This window comes from Rhizobium mulingense (assembly GCF_029194105.1).
Classification (GTDB): Bacteria; Pseudomonadota; Alphaproteobacteria; order Rhizobiales; family Rhizobiaceae; genus Rhizobium; species Rhizobium mulingense.
In genome coordinates this window covers 166,307-186,916 of the sequence record NZ_JARFVE010000012.1, presented here as the reverse complement: position 1 = coordinate 186,916, position 20,610 = coordinate 166,307, and the positions used below count along the sequence as shown (strand labels likewise).

The 20,610-nt window shown below is 62.9% G+C and carries 18 protein-coding genes and 2 pseudogenes; 7 read left to right on the top strand and 13 right to left on the bottom strand.

Annotated elements, in window-relative coordinates; all coding sequences use genetic code 11:
• Nucleotides 1-41: 41 nt before the first annotated feature.
• From PYR71_RS24500 to PYR71_RS24465, 8 genes and pseudogenes are all read right to left on the bottom strand, one after another.
• Nucleotides 42-924 (bottom strand): annotated as a pseudogene (locus tag PYR71_RS24500) (bifunctional methylenetetrahydrofolate dehydrogenase/methenyltetrahydrofolate cyclohydrolase).
• A gap of 3 nt (nucleotides 925-927) precedes the next feature.
• On the bottom strand, nucleotides 928-1,812 hold the full coding sequence (gene purU / locus PYR71_RS24495; protein ID WP_275621190.1) for a formyltetrahydrofolate deformylase: 885 nt from the start codon (nucleotides 1,810-1,812) through the stop codon (nucleotides 928-930).
• 88 nt (nucleotides 1,813-1,900) lie between these two features.
• The gene (glnT, locus tag PYR71_RS24490; RefSeq protein ID WP_275621189.1) at nucleotides 1,901-3,208 is read right to left on the bottom strand and encodes a type III glutamate--ammonia ligase; all 1,308 of its coding nucleotides are present in this window, start codon (nucleotides 3,206-3,208) and stop codon (nucleotides 1,901-1,903) included.
• Between the two features lie 79 nt (nucleotides 3,209-3,287).
• A complete protein-coding gene (locus PYR71_RS24485; protein WP_275621188.1) occupies nucleotides 3,288-4,616 on the bottom strand; it encodes an FMN-binding glutamate synthase family protein in 1,329 nt (442 codons plus the stop codon).
• Nucleotides 4,617-4,630: 14 nt separating this feature from the next.
• On the bottom strand, nucleotides 4,631-5,317 hold the full coding sequence (locus PYR71_RS24480) for a GXGXG domain-containing protein (protein WP_275621187.1): 687 nt from the start codon (nucleotides 5,315-5,317) through the stop codon (nucleotides 4,631-4,633).
• A 68-nt stretch (nucleotides 5,318-5,385) separates the two neighbouring features.
• The gene (locus PYR71_RS24475; RefSeq protein WP_275621186.1) at nucleotides 5,386-6,291 is read right to left on the bottom strand and encodes a class II glutamine amidotransferase; all 906 of its coding nucleotides are present in this window, start codon (nucleotides 6,289-6,291) and stop codon (nucleotides 5,386-5,388) included.
• An 89-nt stretch (nucleotides 6,292-6,380) separates the two neighbouring features.
• Nucleotides 6,381-7,064 carry a helix-turn-helix domain-containing protein gene (locus PYR71_RS24470; protein WP_275621185.1) on the bottom strand — a complete coding sequence of 228 codons (684 nt, stop codon included), beginning with the start codon at nucleotides 7,062-7,064 and terminating at the stop codon, nucleotides 6,381-6,383.
• Nucleotides 7,065-7,144: 80 nt separating this feature from the next.
• Nucleotides 7,145-8,104 (bottom strand): GlxA family transcriptional regulator, encoded by a 960-nt coding sequence (locus PYR71_RS24465; RefSeq protein WP_275621184.1) that lies wholly within the window; start codon nucleotides 8,102-8,104, stop codon nucleotides 7,145-7,147.
• Nucleotides 8,105-8,191: 87 nt separating this feature from the next.
• On the opposite strand from PYR71_RS24465, the gene PYR71_RS24460 reads away from it, so the two are divergent.
• The 4 genes from PYR71_RS24460 to PYR71_RS24445 are packed head-to-tail and all read left to right on the top strand — an operon-like array spanning nucleotide 8,192 to nucleotide 13,218.
• Nucleotides 8,192-9,442 (top strand): sarcosine oxidase subunit beta family protein, encoded by a 1,251-nt coding sequence (locus tag PYR71_RS24460; RefSeq protein ID WP_275621183.1) that lies wholly within the window; start codon nucleotides 8,192-8,194, stop codon nucleotides 9,440-9,442.
• A gap of 11 nt (nucleotides 9,443-9,453) precedes the next feature.
• A complete protein-coding gene (locus PYR71_RS24455; protein WP_275621182.1) occupies nucleotides 9,454-9,735 on the top strand; it encodes a sarcosine oxidase subunit delta in 282 nt (93 codons plus the stop codon).
• On the top strand, nucleotides 9,732-12,686 hold the full coding sequence (locus PYR71_RS24450; RefSeq protein ID WP_275621181.1) for a sarcosine oxidase subunit alpha family protein: 2,955 nt from the start codon (nucleotides 9,732-9,734) through the stop codon (nucleotides 12,684-12,686). Before PYR71_RS24455 ends, PYR71_RS24450 begins: the two co-directional genes overlap by 4 nt.
• Nucleotides 12,679-13,218, top strand: coding sequence for a sarcosine oxidase subunit gamma family protein (locus PYR71_RS24445; protein ID WP_275621180.1), 540 nt, complete (start codon nucleotides 12,679-12,681; stop codon nucleotides 13,216-13,218). Before PYR71_RS24450 ends, PYR71_RS24445 begins: the two co-directional genes overlap by 8 nt.
• Before the next feature lie 174 nt (nucleotides 13,219-13,392).
• On the opposite strand, the pseudogene PYR71_RS24440 reads toward PYR71_RS24445, so the two are convergent.
• Nucleotides 13,393-14,249, bottom strand: a pseudogene (locus PYR71_RS24440) (class I SAM-dependent methyltransferase).
• A gap of 33 nt (nucleotides 14,250-14,282) precedes the next feature.
• Nucleotides 14,283-14,930: a TetR/AcrR family transcriptional regulator gene (locus PYR71_RS24435; protein WP_275621179.1), complete on the bottom strand. Its 648-nt coding sequence runs from the start codon at nucleotides 14,928-14,930 to the stop codon at nucleotides 14,283-14,285.
• 200 nt (nucleotides 14,931-15,130) lie between these two features.
• Between PYR71_RS24435 and PYR71_RS24430 the strand changes: the two genes are divergently transcribed.
• Nucleotides 15,131-16,024, top strand: coding sequence for an NAD(P)/FAD-dependent oxidoreductase (locus PYR71_RS24430; RefSeq protein ID WP_275621178.1), 894 nt, complete (start codon nucleotides 15,131-15,133; stop codon nucleotides 16,022-16,024).
• 60 nt (nucleotides 16,025-16,084) lie between these two features.
• Here PYR71_RS24430 and PYR71_RS24425 read toward each other — a convergent pair whose 3' ends face one another.
• Nucleotides 16,085-17,362: an L-fuconate dehydratase gene (locus PYR71_RS24425; protein WP_275621177.1), complete on the bottom strand. Its 1,278-nt coding sequence runs from the start codon at nucleotides 17,360-17,362 to the stop codon at nucleotides 16,085-16,087.
• 165 nt (nucleotides 17,363-17,527) lie between these two features.
• Entirely contained in the window at nucleotides 17,528-18,262 is a 735-nt protein-coding gene (locus PYR71_RS24420) for an SDR family oxidoreductase (RefSeq protein ID WP_275621176.1), read from the bottom strand.
• Between the two features lie 302 nt (nucleotides 18,263-18,564).
• Between PYR71_RS24420 and PYR71_RS24415 the strand changes: the two genes are divergently transcribed.
• Together PYR71_RS24415 and PYR71_RS24410 are read left to right on the top strand one after the other, a co-directional pair.
• On the top strand, nucleotides 18,565-19,350 hold the full coding sequence (locus PYR71_RS24415) for an IclR family transcriptional regulator (protein ID WP_275621175.1): 786 nt from the start codon (nucleotides 18,565-18,567) through the stop codon (nucleotides 19,348-19,350).
• A 71-nt stretch (nucleotides 19,351-19,421) separates the two neighbouring features.
• Complete coding sequence (locus PYR71_RS24410) at nucleotides 19,422-20,258, top strand: amidohydrolase family protein (protein ID WP_275621174.1); 837 nt, start codon at nucleotides 19,422-19,424, stop codon at nucleotides 20,256-20,258.
• On the opposite strand, the gene PYR71_RS24405 is transcribed toward PYR71_RS24410, so the two are convergent.
• Nucleotides 20,250-20,471, bottom strand: coding sequence for a hypothetical protein (locus tag PYR71_RS24405; protein WP_275621173.1), 222 nt, complete (start codon nucleotides 20,469-20,471; stop codon nucleotides 20,250-20,252). The two genes, PYR71_RS24410 and PYR71_RS24405, sit on opposite strands and share 9 nt — an antisense overlap.
• Between the last annotated feature and the right edge of the window lie 139 nt (nucleotides 20,472-20,610).

Genomic DNA, 20,610 nt, shown 5'->3' with positions numbered 1-20,610 from the left:
AATCTTTCGCGCCATGGCAAGCCCGCCAGGCGGCATTCCACTCAAAACTTCGGCGGCGTCTGCCCTACGGCCCGGTGGGCGGCGATGACCGTATTGGCCATCAGCATGGCGATGGTCGTCGGCCCGACCCCGCCGGGAACCGGGGTGATGGTGCTGGCAACCTTGGAGACCTCGGCGAAGGCGACGTCGCCGACCAGCCGGGTCTTGCCCACGCCCTTCTCAGGAGCCGGTATGCGGTTAATGCCGACATCGATGACCGTCGCACCCGGCTTGACCCAATCGGCCTTGACCATCTCCGGCCGGCCGACGGCGGTCACCAGAATATCGGCATTGCGGCAGACCTCGGCGAGGTTCTTGGTTCTCGAATGGGCCATTGTCACCGTCGCATTGGCGTTGAGCAACAATTGCGCCATCGGCTTGCCGAACAGGTTGGAGCGGCCGATGACGACGGCATTGAGGCCCGAGAGATCCTCGCCATGGGTGCGGCGGACGAAGACCATTGCGCCGGCCGGCGTGCAGGAGACCAGTCCGGTCTTCAGGTCGCCGGTGGCGAGCTTGCCGGCGTTGACGACGCTCAAGCCATCGACATCCTTTTCCGGCAGGATCGACTGGATGATCGGCTCGCTGGCGAGCGGCTTCGGCAGGGGCAGCTGCACCAGGATGCCGTGGATGGTCGGATACGAGCGCTGCCAGCTCCTCCTGCCTGGTCTCGGCCGGCAGCGTGTGCTGGACGGACTTGAAACCGCATTCCTTGGCCATGCGGCCCTTGGAGCCGACATAGGCGTGGCTTGCCGGATCGTCGCCGACGATGATGACGGCCAGGCCGGTGGTGACGCCGCTTACCTTTTCCAGCGCCGCCGTCGCACTCTTGACCGTCTGAATGACTGATGCAGCTACGTTCTTGCCGTCGATGACCTCGGCCATCTCTCACCCCATGCGTTCGGAGGCGTAGCTTCCGGGGCTTGCCGGGAAGACGACGGTTCGGTTGCCGTTGATGAAGGTGCGGTGATGGATATGGGCGTGAATGGCCCGCGCCAGCACCTGGCTTTCGACGTCGCGGCCGATCGAGACATAGTCGTCGGCACTCTGGGCGTGGGTGATGCGGGCCGTGTCCTGCTCGATGATCGGGCCTTCGTCGAGGTCGGCGGTGACGTAATGGGCGGTCGCGCCGATCAGTTTGACGCCGCGCTCATAGGCCTGCTTGTAAGGGTTGGCGCCCTTGAAGGAGGGCAGGAAGGAATGGTGGATGTTGATGATCTTGCCCGACATCTGCTTGCAGAGCTGGTCGGAGAGAACCTGCATGTAGCGGGCCAGCACGATCAGCTCGGTGCCGGTCTGGTTGACGAGCTCGACCAGCTGGGCTTCGGCCTGCGGCTTGTTCTCCTTGGTCACCTTGATGTGGTGGAAGGGGATGTCGTGATTGACGACGACCTTCTGGTAATCGAAATGGTTGGAGACGACGCCGACGATCTCGATCGGCAGCGCGCCGATCTTCCAGCGGTAGAGCAGGTCGTTGAGACAATGGCCGAAGCGCGACACCATCAGCAGCACCTTCATGCGGCTTTCGCTGTCGTGGAAATCATAGTCCATCTCGAAGGGTGCGGCGACGGCGGAAAAATCGGCGCTGATCTCGGGGCCGGACAGACCTTCTTCCGAAATGAAGCTGACGCGCATGAAGAACTTGCCGGTATCGAGATCGTCGAACTGCGAGCTGTCGACGATGTTGCAGCCCTTCTCGGCCAGATAGCTCGAAATCGCCGCAACGATGCCGCGCGTCGATTTGCAGGATACCGTAAGTACGAGGCTCTTCATGCTGTCTCTTCCTTCGCCCTTTCAGGTGCAAGAGTCCGGTCATGCCGAGCTTTCCAACCCGGCATGGCGAAGACATCGGTCCGGCTGCTCAGATATCGAGCGTGCTATCGCGTTCCCACTGGGTGAAATGCGAGCAGTAGGCATTCCATTCCAGGTGCTTGAGCTTGAGATAGGCGGAGGAAAACTCAGCCCCGATTGCCGCCTTCAAGCCTTCGTCGGCATCAAAGGCGCGCAGCGCATCCAGCAGGTTGAGCGGCAGGCGCGGCGCGTCCTCCACCAAGTGCCCCTCGGCATACATATCGATATCGTAGTGCTGGCCGGGGTCTGCCTGGCTGCGGATGCCATCGAGGCCGGCCGCGATGATGATCGCCTGCAAGAGGTATGGATTGACCGCGCCGTCCGGCAGGCGTAGCTCGAACCGTCCCGGCCCCGGCACGCGCACCATATGAGTGCGGTTGTTGCCCGTCCACGTCACGGTGTTTGGCGACCAGGTGGCGCCCGATGTGGTGCGCGGCGCGTTGATGCGCTTGTAGGAATTGACCGTTGGATTGGTGATCGCGGCCAGCGCGGAGGCGTGCTTCATGATGCCGCCGAGAAAGGTTTTCCCCTGAGCCGAGAGCCCAAAAGCCATTTCCCTGTCCGCGAAGGCGTTTACCCTGCCGTCGACGTCCCAGACCGAGATGTGCGCATGGCAACCGTTTCCGGTCAGGCCCTTGAAGGGCTTCGGCATGAAGGTAGCGCGAAGGCCGTGCTTTTCGGCGACCGACTTGACCATGAACTTGAAGAAAGAGTGCTTATCCGCAGTCTTCAGGACATCGTCATATTCCCAGTTCATCTCGAACTGGCCGTTCGCATCCTCGTGATCGTTCTGATAGGGCTTCCAGCCGAGCTCCAGCATGTAGTCGCAGATCTCGGCGATCACATCATACCGACGCATCACGGCCTGCTGGTCGTAGCAAGGCTTCTCGGCGGTATCGAACTGGTCTGAAATCACCGAACCATCAGAAGAGATGAGAAAGAATTCGGGCTCCACGCCGGTCTTCACCCGGAGCCCTTCCTTCGCAGCTTCAGCCACCAGTCTTTTCAGCACCACACGCGGCGCCTGTTCGACAGGCCGATCGTCCATGACGCAGTCGGCGGCGACCCATGCGACGTCTTTCTTCCAGGGCAATTGGATGACTGACAAAGGATCGGGAACCGCAAACAAATCCGGATGGGCCGGCGTCAGATCGAGCCACGTTGCAAAACCTGCAAAGCCGGCGCCATCTTTCTGCATATCTGCAATGGCTTCGGCGGGGACTAGCTTGGCGCGTTGGCCGCCGAACAGGTCGGTGTAGCTGATCATGAAATATTTGATGCCCTTGTCTCTGGCAAAAGCAGCAAGGTCCAGTGTCATTCTCGTTCCCCTTTGGATTTCCTGGAGACACCTTGGTTATGGATATGGAACGGCCGGGACGTTGCCCGGCCGGTAGAAATCAAAAGCCCCCTTTGCCGGGGATCCAGTTGGTGCCGGCCAGCGGCACTTGCGCCATGGCCGATGCCTCGATCGTCAGTGCGACGAGGTCTTCCGGCTCGAGGTTGTGCAGATGGTTCTTGCCGCAGGCCCGCGCGATCGTCTGCGCCTCGAGCGTCATCACCTTGAGGTAGTTGGCAAGGCGGCGGCCGGCCGCAACCGGGTCGAGGCGCTTTGCGAGCTCCGGATCCTGGGTGGTGATCCCGGCCGGATCCTTGCCTTCATGCCAGTCGTCATAGGCGCCGGCTGTCGTGCCGAGTTTCTGATATTCCTCTTCCCAGTGCGGATCGTTGTCGCCGATGGCGACAAGTGCCGCCGTGCCGATCGCGACTGCATCGGCGCCGAGCGCCAGCGCCTTGGCGACGTCGGCGCCGGAACGGATGCCGCCCGAAACGATCAGCTGCACCTTCCGATGCATGCCGAGTTCCTGCAGCGCTTGGACGGCCGGGCGAATGCAGGCAAGTGTCGGCATGCCGACATTCTCGATGAAGACGTCCTGGGTGGCCGCGGTGCCGCCCTGCATGCCGTCGAGCACGACGACGTCGGCGCCGGCCTTCACGGCAAGGGCGGTATCGTAATAGGGACGCGCGCCGCCGATCTTGACGTAGATCGGCTTTTCCCAATCGGTGATCTCGCGCAGCTCCATGATCTTGATTTCAAGATCGTCGGGGCCGGTCCAGTCGGGATGGCGGCAGGCCGAGCGCTGGTCGATACCCTTCGGCAGGTTGCGCATATCGGCGACGCGGTCGGAGATTTTCTGGCCGAGCAGCATGCCGCCGCCGCCGGGCTTGGCGCCCTGGCCGACCACGACTTCGATTGCGTCGGCGCGGCGCAGGTCCTTCGGGTTCATGCCGTAGCGCGACGGCAGATATTGGTAGACCAGCGTCTGCGAATGGCCGCGCTCCTCGTCCGTCATGCCGCCGTCGCCTGTCGTGGTCGAGGTGCCTGATATCGTCGCGCCGCGGCCGAGCGCTTCCTTGGCATTGCCGGAAAGCGCGCCGAAGCTCATGCCGGCAATGGTGATCGGCGTCTTGAGCGTGATCGGCTTCTTGGCGAAACGCGAGCCGAGCACCACCGTCGTGTCGCACTTCTCGCGATAGCCTTCGAGCGGATAGCGCGAGATCGAAGCGCCGAGAAACAAGAGGTCGTCGAAATGCGGAACCTTGCGCTTGGTGCCGGCGCCGCGGATGTCATAGATCCCGGTCGCCGCCGCGCGGCGGATTTCGGCGAGCGTATAGTCGTCGAAGGTCGCGGACTTGCGTGGCGGGGTATAGGGGTTGTGATAGCTCATGAGTGTCCCTCGCCTCAATACGCGTCGGCGTTGTCGATGTTGAAATTGTAGAGCTTGCGGGCCGAGCCGTAGCGCTTGAATTCTTCGGCCCTGACGTCCGTCACCCCTGCCTGCTTGAGCAACTCGGCAAGCTTGTCCAGATGCTCCGGCCGCATCTCTTTCTCGATGCAATCGGAGCCGAGGCTCTTCACCTCACCGCGGACGAACAGCTTGGCTTCGTAGAGCGAATCCCCCAGCGCATCGCCGGCGTCGCCGAGCACGACGAGATGGCCGGACTGGCCCATGAAAGCCGACATATGGCCGATGCTGCCGTGAACGACGATGTCGATGCCCTTCATCGAAATGCCGCAGCGCGACGCCGCGTTGCCCTTGATGACGAGCAGGCCGCCCCGGCCGGTGGCGCCGGCATACTGGCTGGCGTCGCCTTCGATGACGACGGTGCCGGACATCATGTTTTCGGCAACGCCCGGACCAGCGGACCCATGAACCGTAACCCTCCCGCCGTCATTCATGCCGGCGCAGTAATACCCGACCGATCCTCTGACGGCGACCGTGACGGGGCGATCGATGCCGACGGCGACGGCATGGCTGCCGCGCGGGTTGATGACTTCGAATTCAGTGTCGTTAGCGCCTTCGGAAAGGGCGTGCAGCGCGCTGTTCAACTCGCGAAGCGGGGTGTTGGAAAGGTCGAATATGGGCATTGAATCCTCGTTGGAATCCTCGTTTGTCTGGGAGACGGTTTCAGCCGCCTCCTGCTGTCAGGCGCCCCTCAGGCGGCCTTGTCGTGATCCCAGAAATAAACGGTCGCCGGCTCCGGCTCCCAGACACGGGCATTCTCGATGCCGGGAAGGTTGACCAGCGCGCGGTATTCCGAGCCGAAGGCGACATATTGGTCGGTCTCGGCCATGACGGCGGGCTTGCAGGCGATCGGGTCGCGCACCACGCCGAAGCCGGACTTGGTGCCGACGACGAAGGTGAAGAAACCGTCGAGATCGTCGAGGGCGCCGGTCAGCGCCTCGCCGAGATCTTTACCCTTGGCCATTTCGGCAGTCAGATAGGCGGCGGCGACTTCGGAATCGTTCTGCGTTTCGAAGGTCATGCCTTCGCGGATGAGTTGGCGGCGCAGATTGTTGTGGTTGGACAGCGAGCCGTTGTGCACCAGGCATTGGTCGACGCCGGTCGAGAACGGATGGGCGCCGAGCGTGGTGACCGCGGATTCCGTCGCCATGCGGGTATGGCCGATGCCGTGGGTGCCGCTCATGGCACGGACGTCGAACCGTTTCACGACGTCCTTTGGAAGGCCGATTTCCTTGTAGATTTCGACGCTTTCGCCGGAGCCCATGAGGCGGACAGCCGGGCGGATCCGTTCGAGCGCCTCGCGTACTGCTCCAAGCTTGGAGGCATCAAGCTCAATGACCGCATGCGTGCTCTTGATCCACACATGGGCCTTGATGCCGGCTTTCTCGAGATCAACGGCGAGGCCTTCAAAGTCCGCCTCTGGATTGCTGGACTGGATAGTGATTTTCGCCTTGCCCTCTGCGGAGCCGCCATAGATCGCGATACCGGCCGAGTCCGGTCCGCGATCGGTCATGGTGATCAGCATATCCGAGAGCAGGTTTCCCAGCTGAGGCTCAAGGCTCTTGTCCTTGAGGAACAATCCAACAATGCCGCACATAGCCTGTGCCTCCTTTCATGTTGAGAAAGGACTAGCAGGTCTGCCTGAGGACTTCAACTGGCAGGAATAAACTTTTCTTCTGAGGCAAGTCAGCCACGCGAATTCTGCTGGGGATAGCTGATGATCGAGAGGTACCTGCTGGGCAGTTTTACCAGTTGCTCCGGCCCATGCGGCGCATCGGCGTCGAAGAACAGGCTGTCGCCCGGCTGCATCTGGAAAAGCTGGTCGCCGTGGCGGTAGATGACCTCGCCTTCGAGCATGTATAGAAACTCCATGCCCTCATGCTGGAAGGTCGGGAAAACATCCGAATCGGCCGTCAGTGTGATCAGGTAGGGCTCGACGATGACGCCGCTGGTGTTGTTGTCGATATGGCCGAGCAGGTTATATTGGTGGCCGGCCCGCGTGCCGCGCCGTTCCAGCTCGACGCCCTGCCCCGCCTTGACGAAGACGGCATTGCGCGGCTCTTCGTAGCGGCGAAAAAAGGCCGTCAGCGGAACGCCGAGCGCCCGCGACAGCGATTGCAGGGTCGTCAGCGAAGGCGAGATGTTGCCGTTCTCGATCTTCGAGAGCATGCCGAGCGAAATGCCGGTGGCGGCCGCGAGATCAGTGACCGTGATGCCGAGTTTCTTGCGGTAGGCCCGCACCTCATGGCCGATCGCCATTTCGAGGTTGTTCTCTTTCGGTTCCCGGACAGCGTGCGGATCCTGCGAAAAAGGAGCGCGTCCGCCATGCGCCGGTTCCGGTTGCTTTTCCGCTTCATGGTTGGATTTCATCGTTTTTCCGCTGCCGCCTTCTCTTTTGTATGAAGGCAATCCTATCGTGGTAGTGAAATATCCTCAACCTTGAAGAAAACTCAATCCCGCCGCGCCTCACTGGGAGCCATGCCATAGGCGGTGCGGAACATGCGGGAAAAATGGCTCAAACTGGAAAACCCAGTGGCGACCGCGATTTCCGAGATGGAAAGCGGGCTCTGCTTCAGCAGGCGATGGGCATGCTGAAGCCTGATCCTATGATATTGGTCGAGAAAGGTCGTGCCGAGCTGGCCTGAAAAAAGCCGATCAAGGTGACGGGGAGTGACACCGGCGATACGCGCCATGGCGGCGCGGTCGAGCGGCATCTCGATCGTCTCTTCCATCCGCTCGAGAACAGTGAGCAGGCCGGGGTGGTGGACGCCGTAGCGTTCGGCAAGCGAGGCGCGCTGCGGGGCTGCCGGCTCGTTGACCTCCGTGTGAAGATACCAGTCGCTGACGCGGCGGGCAAAATCCGGTCCCATCCGTTCGGCGATCAGCACATGCATCATGTCGAGCGGGGCGATGCCGCCGCCGCAGGTGATGCGGTTGCCGTCGATCATGAAGCGCGCCTGGCGCGGTGTGAGATCCGGGAAGGCCTCGAGAAGGGCGGCCGCATGCTCCCAGTGGATGGTGAAGTCGCGGCCCTCAAGCAGACCGGCGGCCGCCATCAGATAGGGACCACCGGAAATGCCGCCGATCCGCACACCCTCGCGTGATAGCTGCCTGAGGCAGGCAAGCACGCCGGGATAACGCCAGTCCCGCGGCGAGCCGCCGGCGCAGACGAAGGCGGTGCCGGGCCCGGAGCCCCGGGCAGGAAGAGGTTCGGCGGGCACACTGACGCCCGAGGAAGAGAGCGCCGGCGCGCCATCCGGGGAGAAGATCGACAGACGATAGATCTCGCGGCCAGCCAGAAGGTTTGCCGCGCGTAACGGCTCGGTCGCCGAGGCATAGGACATCAGCGCGAATCCCGGGATCAGGATGAAACCGATCTCCTGAACGTTTCGATTATCGGAGGAGGACATGTCTCTTTTCTAACCATTCAAGTCCCTATCGCGCAAGTCGATCCCGGCCTTTCTGGCATCATGCGCCCGTTCTTTTCGGATTGACCCATGCGCTATTCCGCTCTTTCGATTTTCCTCAACGGCCTTCGCGGCAACAAAGCCTGGACGCCCGCCTGGCGTGACCCGGCGCCGAAGCCGCATTACGATGTCGTCATCGTCGGCGGTGGCGGGCATGGCCTTGCCACTGCCTATTACCTCGCCAAGGAATTCGGCGTCACCAATGTCGCCGTGCTCGAAAAGGGCTATCTTGGCTCCGGCAATATCGGCCGGAACACCACGATCATCCGCTCAAACTACCTGCTTGCCGGCAATAATCCCTTCTACGAACTGTCGATGAAGCTCTGGGAAGGGTTGGAGCAGGACTTCAACTTCAATGCCATGGTCTCCCAGCGCGGCGTGCTCAACCTCTTCCATTCCGATGCGCAGCGCGACGCCTATACGCGCCGCGGCAACGCCATGCGGCTGCACGGCGTCGACGCCGAGCTTCTCGACCGGCAGGCGGTGCGTAAGAGGCTGCCCTTCCTCGATTTCGACAATGCGCGTTTCCCCGTCATGGGCGGGTTGTTCCACCCGCGCGGCGGCACGGTGCGCCACGATGCCGTCGCCTGGGGTTATGCGCGCGGCGCCGACAGCCGCGGCGTCGACATCATCACCCAGTGCGAGGTCACCGGCATCCGCACTGAAAACGGTCAGGTCACCGGCGTCGAGACCAGCAGGGGCTTCATCGGCTGCGGCAAGCTGGCGCTGGCGGCGGCCGGCAATTCCACCACCGTTGCCGATATGGCCGGCCTTCGCCTGCCGATCGACAGCCATGTGCTGCAGGCCTTCGTCTCCGAAGGGCTGAAACCCTTCATTGATAATGTCGTCACCTTCGGCGCCGGACATTTTTATGTGTCCCAATCGGACAAGGGCGGCCTTGTCTTCGGTGGCGATATCGACGGCTATAATTCCTATGCCCAGCGCGGCAATCTGGCGACCGTCGAGCATGTCGCCGAAGCTGGCGTGGCGATGATCCCTTCGCTGTCGCGGGTGCGTTTCCTGCGTTCCTGGGGCGGGGTCATGGACATGAGCATGGACGGCTCGCCGATCATCGACCGCACCCATATCGACAATCTCTATCTCAACGCCGGCTGGTGTTACGGCGGCTTCAAAGCAACGCCCGCCTCCGGCTTCTGCTACGCCCATCTGATCGCCCGCAACACGCCGCATCAGACGGCCCGCGCCTTCCGGCTCGACCGTTTCGCCCGCGGCTATCCGATCGACGAAAAGGGCGTCGGCGCCCAGCCCAATCTGCACTGAGGACACTCAACATGGCGAGCCTGATTTCCTGTCCTCATTGCGGCGCCCGGCCGAAGGAGGAATTCTCGATCCGCGGCGATGCGAGCCTTGTCAGGCCGGCGCCGGATGCCGGTGCGGATGCCTGGTTCAAATATGTCTATCTGCGCGACAATCCGCGCGGCCGCCACAGCGAATATTGGCACCATTCCGCCGGTTGCCGCCGCTGGCTGATCGTCGAACGCGATACCGCCACCCATAAGGTCCATCGCGTCAGGGATGCCGCCCTTTCAAAGCTCGGCGGAGAACCGGCATGACGAGCTTCCGTCTTTCCTCCGGCGGTCGCATCGACCGCGCCATGACACTCGGCTTCAGTTTCGACGGCAATGCGCTGGAAGGCCATCCGGGCGATACGCTCGCCTCCGCGCTGCTTGCCAATGGCATCCAGTTCGTCGGCCGCAGCTTCAAATATCACCGCCCACGCGGCATCCTGACGGCGGGTGCGGCCGAACCGAACGCGCTGGTGACGACAGGCAGCGGCGGGCGCACCGAACCGAATACGCGCGCGACCATGATCGAGCTCTACGAGGGGCTGACGGCAAAAAGCCAGAACCGCTGGCCCTCGCTCGACTTCGATATCGGCGCCGTCAACGGCCTGCTCTCGCCCTTCCTCGGCGCCGGTTTCTACTACAAGACCTTCATGTGGCCTGCGGCGTTCTGGGAAAAACTCTACGAGCCGGTGATCCGCAAGGCGGCGGGCCTCGGCAGAGCCGGCTATGAGGCTGATCCCGATATTTACGAGAAATGCTGGGCGCATTGCGACCTGCTGGTGATCGGCGCCGGCTCCGCCGGCCTTGCCGCGGCGCTCACCGCCGGCCGCGCCGGCGCCCGCGTCATCCTCGCCGACGAAGGCGCCGAACTCGGGGGCAGCCTGCTGTCCGAGAGCGGCACGATCGAGGGCAAGCCGGCCGACACCTTCGTCGGCGAGCTGCTGACCGAACTCGAGGGGCTGGAAAATGTCCGCCGCCTGCCGCGCACGACCGTCTTCGGCTGGTACGACGACAATGTCTTCGGCGCCGTCGAACGTGTGCAGAAGCATATGGCGCTGCCCGATCCGGCCCGCCCGGTCGAACGCTTGTGGCGCATCGTCGCGCGCCAGGCGATCCTGGCGACAGGAGCCGAGGAGCGGCCGCTCGTCTTCGGCGGCAACGATATTCCCGGCGTGATGATGGCGGGCGCCATGCGCAGCTATCTCAACCGGCAGGCGGTGGCGCCGGGCACAAGTACGGTGATCTTCACCACCAACGATGCCGGTTACCGCACCGCCGCCGACCTCGAAGCCGCCGGCCTCGCCGTTGCGGCGATCGTCGACAGCCGGGCGGAGACGGCCGAAAGCTGGCAGGGCCGCGCCCAGGTGCTGACGGGCGCCCGGGTGATCGATGCGTTCGGCGGCAAGCGCCTGCGTGGCGTCAACATCCAGAGCGAAGACGGCATTCGCCGCATCGAAGCCGATGCACTTGCCATGTCGGGGGGCTGGAGCCCGATCATCCATCTTGCCTGCCATCGCGGCGGTAAACCCCAATGGTCGCACGAGGCCGCGGCGTTTCTGGCGCCGGCTGCGCAGGATGGTCTTGCCGTTGCCGGCTCGGCTGCCGGCCTCGCGCAGATTGCAGCCTGCCTCGGCGATGGCGCGGAAAAGGCTGCCGCCGCATTGAAGGCAATCGGCTTTGCAGCGGAACCGGCCTTTGCCTCAGCCACCGAGACGGCTCAGCGCACGAAGCCGCTCTGGTCGGTCAAAGGGTCGAAGGGCAAGGCTTTCGTCGATTACCAGAACGACGTGCATCTCAAGGACCTTGGCCTTGCCGTTCGCGAAGGTTACGGCCATGTCGAGCTTGCCAAGCGTTATACCACCAGCGGCATGGCGACCGACCAGGGCAAGCTTTCCAACATCAACGCCATCGGCATCCTTGCCGAGGCACGCGGCGTTTCGCCCGCCGAAGTGGGAACGACGACCTTCCGGCCTTTCTATACGCCGGTCTCTTTCGGCGCTCTGACCGGGCCGTCGCGCGGCAAAGATTTCCAGCCGGCGCACAAATCGCCGTTGCACGGCTGGGCGAAAAAGAATGGCGCGGTCTTCGTCGAAACCGGCCTCTGGTATCGCTCCGCGTGGTTCCCGCGCGCCGGCGAAATGACGTGGCGCGAAAGCGTCGACCGCGAAGTGCTGAACATCCGGAAAAATGCCGGTCTCTGCGACGTCTCGACCCTCGGCAAGATCGAAATCTTCGGCCGCGACGCCGCGGCCTTCCTCGACCGGGTCTATTGCAACGGCTTTGCCAAGCTTGCCGTCGGCAAGGCGCGCTACGGCATCATGCTGCGCGAGGACGGCTTCATCTATGACGACGGCACCACCAGCCGCTTCAGCGACGAGCATTTCTTCATGACGACGACGACGGCGCTTGCCGCCGGCGTGCTGACCCATCTCGAATTCTGCGCCCAGGCGCTCTGGCCGGAGCTCGACGTCTGCTTCGCCTCCTCGACCGATCAATGGGCGCAGATGGCCGTTGCCGGGCCGAAGTCCCGCACCATCCTCGCCGAGATCGTCGATGAGGACATCTCCGACGCGGCCTTCCCCTTCATGAGCGCCCGCAAGGTTTCGCTGTTCGACGGCCATCTCGAAGGCCGGCTCTTCCGCATCTCCTTCTCCGGCGAACTCGCCTACGAGCTTGCCGTGCCGGCCGGCTACGGCGAGAGCGTTGCCGACGCCATCATGGCAGCCGGGGAAGAACACGGCATCTGCGCCTATGGCGCCGAAGCGCTCGGCGTCTTGCGCATCGAAAAGGGCCACGTCACCCATGCCGAGATTAACGGCACGGTCACCCCAGGCGATCTCGGTTTCGGCCGCATGGTTTCCTCCACCAAGCCGGATTTCATCGGCATGGCGATGCTCGCCCGTGAGGGCCTGCAAGATCCCGAGCGTCCGCGTCTGATCGGCGTCAAGCCGCTCAATCCGGCAAGCACCTTCCGCACCGGTTCGCATATTCTTGCCGAGGGCGCTGCGGCGACGCTCGAAAACGATCAGGGCTACGTCACGTCAAGCGCCTTTTCGCCGACGCTCGGCCATAAGATCGGCCTGGCGCTCGTCAAGCGCGGGCCGGAGCGCGTCGGGGAGAAGGTGACAGTCTGGAACGGGCTGCACAATGAATACATCGAGGCGGTGCTCTGCCATCCCGTCTTTGTCGACCCTGAAAACGAGAAGCTCCATGCCTGATCTTCCCCTGCACCGGCCGGTTCTCGCCGGCGCCAGATATAGCGGCATGGCAGGATCCGGCCTCCGGCTGGAAGCCTTGCCGGAAGGCCATCTGCTGCACGTGCTCGGCGCGATCGAGCCGGCCGCACTTGCCGGCGAACTGGCAAAAGTAGGCCTTGTCAAGAGTTCGATCCGTCAGGCCGGCTTCCGCCAATGGTTCGTCGCCGGCGACGAACCGCTTGCGCTGGCCGGTCTTGACGCTCTTGCGGCAGCACTTGCCGGTAAAGCCTTCGTCACGGACCAGAGCCACGGGCGCGTCCGCATCGGAATCTCCGGCCCGTCTTCGCGCGTGCTTCTATCAAAGGGCACTGCCGTCGATCTCGATCCCGCCGTTTTTGCGAGAGGCAGTTCGGCGATGACGATGGTCGGCCATATCTCCGTGCAGATCGCCCGCACCGGCGATGACAGCTTCGAACTCACGGTCCTGCGCAGCTTCGCCGAAAGCCTCTGGGACGAACTCTCTCATATGGCGGCGAGCGCCGAAAGAGGATAGCCGGCAAAGGCCATCCTCCCTGTCATCGCGCCAAGTGGTTGCCCCATGAGTGAAAGCGACGATTGGCGTTCACGTCCGAGACCGAGATTGCCGGCGAATACGCCCTCATCCGGTCCCGCTGACCGGCCAAAGACGCCCCGCTCCACGGGGGGCGTCTACCTCTGCTAATCCGTGTCAGCTTGCCGGATTGCGCGCCGTGACGATCCACGCCGCGCCGTCGATCATTATCGACCGCTCGCCGGGGCGGTCCGCGAAGGCGGCACGAACCGCGGCCGAGGCGCGGGCGCGGATGTCGTCTGACTGATCAGCGAGCGCGCGCGACAGCGGGCCGACCTCGAGTGTCATCTTCACCGCGTCGTCGATCGCCGCGTCCCGCCCTCGCCGAACGGGATGGAAGCATCGAAGGGCGCGATAGCGATATCGGTGAAGCCAGCCGCCGTCAGGATACGCGCCACCCGCCCCCGGTCGCCAAACGAGAACGGGCCGGGCACTTCGGGATCGGGCGGCGCCATCGGCGGGAGGATGCCCTTGATCGCGCCCATCGGCAAGCGCACCCAATCGTTCTCGGCCATGCCGCGCCAGCAGACGAAAGCGACCCGCCCGCCCGGCTTGAGCGCACGGCGCATATGCGCGAACGCCCCTGTCGGATCGTCAAAGAACATCACTCCGAAGCGCGAGAACAGGATGTCGAACGCGCCCCCGGGCAACTCGGTGCTGCTGGCGTCGGCCACCTGGAACAGGACCGGCGTGTCCTGCGGCGCTAAAGCGCGCGCTCTGCCGATCAGCGGTTCGGATATGTCCACGCCCAGCACTTGGCCTCCCGCGCCGACGCGGGCGGCCAGATCCAGACTAGACGCCCCCGCGCCGCAGCCGACGTCCAGCACGCGTTCGCCCGTAGCGGGCGCGGCGGCTTCGATCGCGGCCTGTCCGAAGACTGCCATCATGGCATCGAGCCGGGCCTGGTAAGCGACCCAGCGCTCCCCGCTTTGGCCATTCCAGTCGGCTACCTGATAAACATTTCTCTCTGCCATGCCATATCCTGTTCTGATCCGTTCTTAACTGGGTTATCCGCCCGCTTGGCCGCTGCCACCGTGCGCGGCGATGAACATGGCGACAGCCGACCGGCAATAGGCTTCGATTTCGTTGTCGTCCTCTGCTCGCGCCTCATCGAAGCGTGCGATAATCAGGAGATCGGATCCTTTGAAAAGCGCGGCAAACAAGCGGGCGGACCGAAGAGGATCGGGCACGTTCAGAACCGCCTTCGCGTGCAACTGACGCAACAGGACCTCGATTTGGGCGATGATATGGGCGGGGCCGGCTTCGTAATGGAGCTTGCTCAACGACTTTTGGCTCGTGACGTCGGCCATGACCATGGCTTCGACACTGCGCACGTCCGATCTCAACAGCGTACGAAGCAGGGATGATCCCACCGCCATGAGCTGATCTTCAACCGAACCGTCGACGCCTTCAAAAAGGGCCTGTGGTAAAAACTGATGGCAGCGGGCCGTAAAGGCCGCCCCGAACAGCGCCTCCTTGTTCTCGAAGTGCTTGTAGATGCTGAGCTTGGATATCTTGGCTCGCTGGGCGACCTTGTCCAAGGTCGTCGCGTGAAAACCCAATTCCGCAAAGAGTTCGCTCGCCGCGTCGACAATCGTTTGGCCAAGCGCCTCATTGGCGGGCCGGCCGCGCCGGACTTGACTAATTTCGGTCACGACAATTCCAATCCTTGACAGTATCTTTATTCTTGAATTACGATACTACGTAGTGTCCGAAATTCCAAGAGTGGATTTTATCGTGTCCTCCAAATCAAATTTCCTTTGGCCGCCCAACGATATCGAATGCGTATCGCCGGACAAACCTGCGCGCCAGGCTGAGCTCGCCCCCCTCCATCCCCAACACGGAGCTTATCACCATGGATGACGTTATCATCATCGGCGGCAGCTTTGCCGGTCTCGCTGGCGCCTTGCAGCTCGGCCGTGCCCGCCGCAAGGTCACCGTTCTCGATACCGGCCTGCCGCGCAACCGCTTCGCTGGCCACTCGCATGGCTTGCTCGGCCACGATCACAAGCCGCCGCTGGACATCCTGGCCGAGGCGCGGCAGCAGCTGGCCCGCTATCCCACCGTCAAGCTGGTCAATGCCCGGGCCGACAGCATCTCCGGCGCCATCGACAATTTCTCCGTCCTCAGTGGCGATGGCGAAAGCCTTGGGGCGCGCCGCCTGATCCTGAGCTATGGCGTTGCCGACCAGATGCCTGAGGTTCCGGGCTTTGCCGAAAGCTGGGGCACATCCATCGTGCCCTGCCCCTATTGCGATGGCTTTGAAGTCGCTGACCAGCATTGGGGCCTCGTCTGGTCCGGCCCGCCGTCGCACAACTATGTCAGGCTGTACCACGACTGGACCGCAACGTTGACGGTCTTCGCCGATGGTCACGACATTGCACCCGATATCCGGGCCGATCTGGCGCGCCGCAACATACCTGTCGTCGACGGCCGGATCATCGAGATCGCCCATCACCGGGGCCATATCACCACCGTCAATCTCGATAGCGGCCGCAATGCCGGCGTCGACATCCTGTTCGCGCATCCGCGCAACAAGCCATCCGCAAGCCTGCATGAATCACTAGGCCTCGCCATGGTCAATACGCCGTTGGGCATCGCACTCAAGGTCGACGAGCGCCGCGAAACCAGCATACCCGGCATCTACGCCGCCGGCGATCTTGCAAACCCAGCCATGGCCTCGGTCACCACGGCAATATCGCAGGGCGCGACGGCGGGTATCTCCGCCCAGCAGTCGATGCTGGTTTGAGAGGAGAGAATCCCTTCTCCGGCTGCCGCCATCGGTTCGGCCGGTGGCGGCGCTGGCTCCTCAGCCTCGAAATGTATAGTTGTTGATCGAAGCAGGCTTCATCTCGATGGAAAAGCCCGGCAGGGTCGGCGGCATATAGGCGGCGTCCTCGATCCGGCAGGGGTCGAGGAAATGTTCGTGCAGGTGATCGACATATTCGATGACGCGGCCTTCCTTGGTGCCTGATACCGCAACATAGTCGATCATCGACAGATGCTGCACATATTCGCAGAGGCCGACGCCGCCGGCATGCGGCCAGACCGGAAGGCCGAACTTGGCGGCGATCAGCAGGACGGAGAGAACCTCGTTCAGCCCGCCCATGCGGCAGGAATCGATCTGGACGATATCGATCGCGCCTTCGGCGATAAATTGCTTGAACATGATGCGATTCTGGCACATCTCGCCGGTTGCGACCTTCACCGGGCTGATTGCCTGGCGGATCTTGCGGTGGCCGGCGACATCGTCGGGGCTTGTGGGTTCCTCGATGAAGAAGGGCTTGGCGAAAGCAAGCGCCTTGACCCAGTCGATCGCCTGGCCGACATCCCAGACCTGGTTGGCGTCGATCATCAGGTAACGATAGGGACCGATCACTTCGCGGGCGATCCTCAGACGGCGGATATCGTCTTCCAGATCGCGGCCGACCTTCATCTTGATATGGTTGAAGCCGGCGTCGATCGCCTCCCGGCAGAGGCGGCGCAGTTTCTCGTCCTCATAACCGAGCCAGCCGGCCGAGGTCGTATAGCAGGCGTAACCCTCCTTTTCGAGAGTGGCGATACGTTCCGCCTTGCCGGTTTCTGCCTTCTTCAGAATAGCGATCGCTTCATCGCGCGTCAGGACGTCGGTGAGGTAACGGTAATCGACGATATTCGCGATTTCTTCCGGCGACATTTCGGCGACGAGCCGCCAGACGGGTTTTTTGGCCTGCTTGGCGAGCAGATCCCAGACGGCGTTGACGACCGCGCCGGTCGCCAGGTGAATGGCGCCCTTTTCCGGGCCGATCCAGCGCAGCTGGCTGTCGCTCGTCAGATGCCGCCAGAATTTGCCGGGATGGGCGAGCACCTCGTCGAGATCGACGCCGACCACGAGGTGGCGCATCGCTTCGATCGCCATGCAGCAAATATCGTTGCCGCGGCCGATGGTGAAGGTCAGGCCGTGGCCGGCAAGATCAGGCGCATCCGTGTCGAGAATGACATAGGCGGCCGAATAGTCCGGATCGGGGTTCATCGCGTCGGATCCGTCGAGGCTTTGCGAAGTAGGAAAGCGGAGATCGAAGACGCGAAGGTCGGTGATGCGGCTCATATTGTTCCTCCCAAATACGATAGCCGGATCGGCCGGCAGCCTGCCGGCTCCTCATCGGCTGAAGCGCGTTGCGATCTTTCCGATTCGCTCCTCGCGCTTTAGGTCTTTGTTTTACCCATGCCGTCATCGAAAACCGCTGCACAGTTTTGCGCGACATGCGCCGGGTCAGATCGTCCAGCCGCCGTCGATGGCGATCGCCTGCCCCGAAGTATAGGTAGCGCCGGCGAGATAGACGGCGAGATCTGCGATCTCCTCCGGCGAACCGAGCCTGCCCATCGGCTGGCGGGCAATGAAGGCGGCGCGGGCCGCATCGTAGTCGCCGCCGGCACGCATGCGGTCCTGCAGCGATGGGCTTTCCACCGTGCCGGGGCAGATGGCGTTGCAGCGGATGCCTTCGGCGACATAATCGGCGGCGACGGATTTGGTCAGGCCTATGACGGCGGCCTTGGTGACGCCATAGGCGAAGCGGTTCGGCACGCCCTTGATGCTGGAAGCCACCGAGGCCATGTTGATGATCGCCCCGTCCTTGCGCTCCAGCATGCCGGGCAGCACGGCCCGGATGGTGCGGATCATCGCCTTGACGTTGAGATCGAGGGCAAATTCGAAATCGGAATCCTTCATCTCCAGGATCGAGCCCGCATGGACGAAGCCGGCGCAGTTGAACAGCACGTCAACCGCGCCGATCTCGGCGACGAGGGCCTTGACCGCATCCTCCTCGAGCACGTTCAGCTTGTGGGTCGAAACGCCGGTTTCCGCAGCCAGCGTCGCCAGCGCCTCGGTGTTGATGTCGGTGGCGTGGACCTTGGCGCCGATCGCGGCAAAGGCTGCCGCCGTCGCCCGGCCAATGCCCTGGCCGGCGGCGGTGATGAGAACGGTCTTGCCGGAAAGTCTGTTTGTCATGTCACGGGCCTTTTCTGGAATTGTCTGCGCTGGCGGTGCGTACGGTCATATCTTGGCGAAGGCCGGGCTGAGATGGAATAGCTTGTCTATCAGCGCCTGCCATTTTCCTTCTTTGCGGATTGCGGCCCGCCTGCGGCAAAACACGATGCCGGCTTCCCTGTCGTTCCCGCCGATCCGCTGTCTTCAACAATGATTTGTCTGTTTATAGACAAACAGACGATTGGCCAAGGGTCAAGCGCGAAGTTTTGCTTTTCCGGCTGCGGTTCTGCGTATATGCAGAATTATATTCACAGGAGGATGAAATGGAGCCCGACGAGTCAGACCGCTACCGCGCTCCGGCCCTCGACAAGGGCCTCGACATCCTGGAACTGCTTGCCGGCGTCGACAGCGGCCTCACCCAGGCGGAAATCGCCAAGCGGCTCGACCGCAGCCCCAACGAATTCTATCGCATGCTCGACCGGCTGGTCCGTCGCGGCTACGTCACCCGGCTGGACGGCGATCGTTATTCGCTGACGCTGAAGCTCTTCGGACTTGCCCAACTGCATGCGCCGGTGCGCCGGCTCGCCTCCTACGCCACGCCGCTGATGCGCGATCTCGCCCAGCGCGCGCGTCAGGCCAATCACCTGGCCGTCTTCGATCGCGGCGCCGCCGTTGTCATCGCCCAGCAGGAGGCCCCGGATTATTGGGGATTCTCGATCCGCATCGGCGCCCATATCAGTCTCTTCGACACCGGTTCGGGGCATGTGCTGCTTGCCTTCCGCAGTGCTGAGGAGCGGGAGATGATGATATCGGAACATGTGCGCAATCGCGCCGATATCGAACTCGGCGCCGAGTTCTATGATCGCCTCGATCAGATCCGCGAGCGCGGCTATGAGATGATGGCGAGCGCACAGACCTCGGGCGTCTACAATCTGTCGGCGCCGGTGCTCGGGCCCGATCGGCGCTGCATTGCTGCCCTCACCTGTCCATTCATCGCGCTCGTCAATGCGCCGTCGGCGCCCGACATCACTCAGACGATCATGCTGCTGCAGAAGACCGCCGCCGAACTCTCACAGCTTGCCGGCTCCGACGTCAGCATGCCGGCCTGAACTGTCGAATTTCTATTTGAACAATCCATTCACCAGGGATAGCTTGCCGCAAGCCAGCCTTGGAGGAACCCGTGTTCATCGACACCCATCTGCATGTTATCGATCGGTCGGCGCTGCCTTATCCCTGGCTCTCCGGCGTGCCGGCGCTCGACCAGGATTTTCTCTACGAGACCTATGCAGCCGAAGCGCGCCGCTGCGGCATCACCACGGCGCTGCATATGGAAGTCGATGTCGATCCGGCCGCCATGCAGGCCGAGACCGACTACATCGCCGCTATCGCCCAAAAGCCCGGCAGCCTGATTGCCGGCGCCATCGTCTCCTGCCGGCCGGAAGATCAGGGCTTTGCCGCTTATCTCGAGCGGCAGAAATCCGATCCCTTCGTCAAAGGATTTCGTCGCGTGCTGCATGTCGTGGCCGACGACGTCTCGGAAGGTACGCTGTTTCGCGAAAACATAAGGCGCGTTGGCGGCAGCGGCCTGACCTTCGACCTCTGCACATTGCCGCATCAGGCAGGACGCGTCGCCGCCCTCGTCGACCTTGCGCCGGATGTGCAGTTCGTGCTCGACCATTGCGGCGTGCCCGATATCCGCTCGGACGCCTTCCAGCCGTGGAAGGCCGGCATATCAGAGATCGCCCGGCGGCCGAACGTCATCTGCAAGGTTTCGGGCGTTGTCGCCTATGCCGATGCCGCGACGTGGACGGCGCAGACGCTGCGGCCCTACATCGAACATGTCATCGCAAGTTTCGGCTGGGACCGTGTCGTCTGGGGCAGCGACTGGCCGGTCTGCACGCTCGGTGGCGGCCTTTCCACCTGGGTCGCTGCGACCCACGCCGCGCTCTCCGGCAGCAGCGAGGCGGAACGTTCGAAGCTGCTCTTCGCCAATGCCCAACGGATCTGGTCACTCTGACGCGGCTTCTGCCGGGATCAAGGGGGCGGCATTATCCTGCCCGTGGAGGATGGCCGCGCGGGCATAGTCTATCAAAGCCGCATGGTTGGCTTCCAGCGAGCCCGCGTGCAGGAACAGGCAATGATGGCACATCGCGGCGTTGCCATGCGCCAAGGCATAGGCTGGATCGAGTTCGGCGGCGCATTCGAGCAGCCGCCAATAAAAAGCCGGCACGCGTGCGGGTGACTGTTCTCCACCTAGGCACGAACAATATTTCGAGAACGTGCCAAGCTCGCTGCATCCGGCCCTCCGGATCCCATCGCGCTTGCCGACCCTTCGAAGCCGCTACGACACGGATCAGATATCCGCTCTG

Coding starts and splice junctions, on each gene's coding strand:
- purU (WP_275621190.1), bottom strand. CDS start 1,812: ATGAAGAGCCTCGTACTTACGGTATCCTGCAAATCGACGCGCGGCATC.
- glnT (WP_275621189.1), bottom strand. CDS start 3,208: ATGACACTGGACCTTGCTGCTTTTGCCAGAGACAAGGGCATCAAATAT.
- PYR71_RS24485 (WP_275621188.1), bottom strand. CDS start 4,616: ATGAGCTATCACAACCCCTATACCCCGCCACGCAAGTCCGCGACCTTC.
- PYR71_RS24480 (WP_275621187.1), bottom strand. CDS start 5,317: ATGCCCATATTCGACCTTTCCAACACCCCGCTTCGCGAGTTGAACAGC.
- PYR71_RS24475 (WP_275621186.1), bottom strand. CDS start 6,291: ATGTGCGGCATTGTTGGATTGTTCCTCAAGGACAAGAGCCTTGAGCCT.
- PYR71_RS24470 (WP_275621185.1), bottom strand. CDS start 7,064: ATGAAATCCAACCATGAAGCGGAAAAGCAACCGGAACCGGCGCATGGC.
- PYR71_RS24465 (WP_275621184.1), bottom strand. CDS start 8,104: ATGTCCTCCTCCGATAATCGAAACGTTCAGGAGATCGGTTTCATCCTG.
- PYR71_RS24460 (WP_275621183.1), top strand. CDS start 8,192: ATGCGCTATTCCGCTCTTTCGATTTTCCTCAACGGCCTTCGCGGCAAC.
- PYR71_RS24455 (WP_275621182.1), top strand. CDS start 9,454: ATGGCGAGCCTGATTTCCTGTCCTCATTGCGGCGCCCGGCCGAAGGAG.
- PYR71_RS24450 (WP_275621181.1), top strand. CDS start 9,732: ATGACGAGCTTCCGTCTTTCCTCCGGCGGTCGCATCGACCGCGCCATG.
- PYR71_RS24445 (WP_275621180.1), top strand. CDS start 12,679: ATGCCTGATCTTCCCCTGCACCGGCCGGTTCTCGCCGGCGCCAGATAT.
- PYR71_RS24430 (WP_275621178.1), top strand. CDS start 15,131: ATGGATGACGTTATCATCATCGGCGGCAGCTTTGCCGGTCTCGCTGGC.
- PYR71_RS24425 (WP_275621177.1), bottom strand. CDS start 17,362: ATGAGCCGCATCACCGACCTTCGCGTCTTCGATCTCCGCTTTCCTACT.
- PYR71_RS24420 (WP_275621176.1), bottom strand. CDS start 18,262: ATGACAAACAGACTTTCCGGCAAGACCGTTCTCATCACCGCCGCCGGC.
- PYR71_RS24415 (WP_275621175.1), top strand. CDS start 18,565: ATGGAGCCCGACGAGTCAGACCGCTACCGCGCTCCGGCCCTCGACAAG.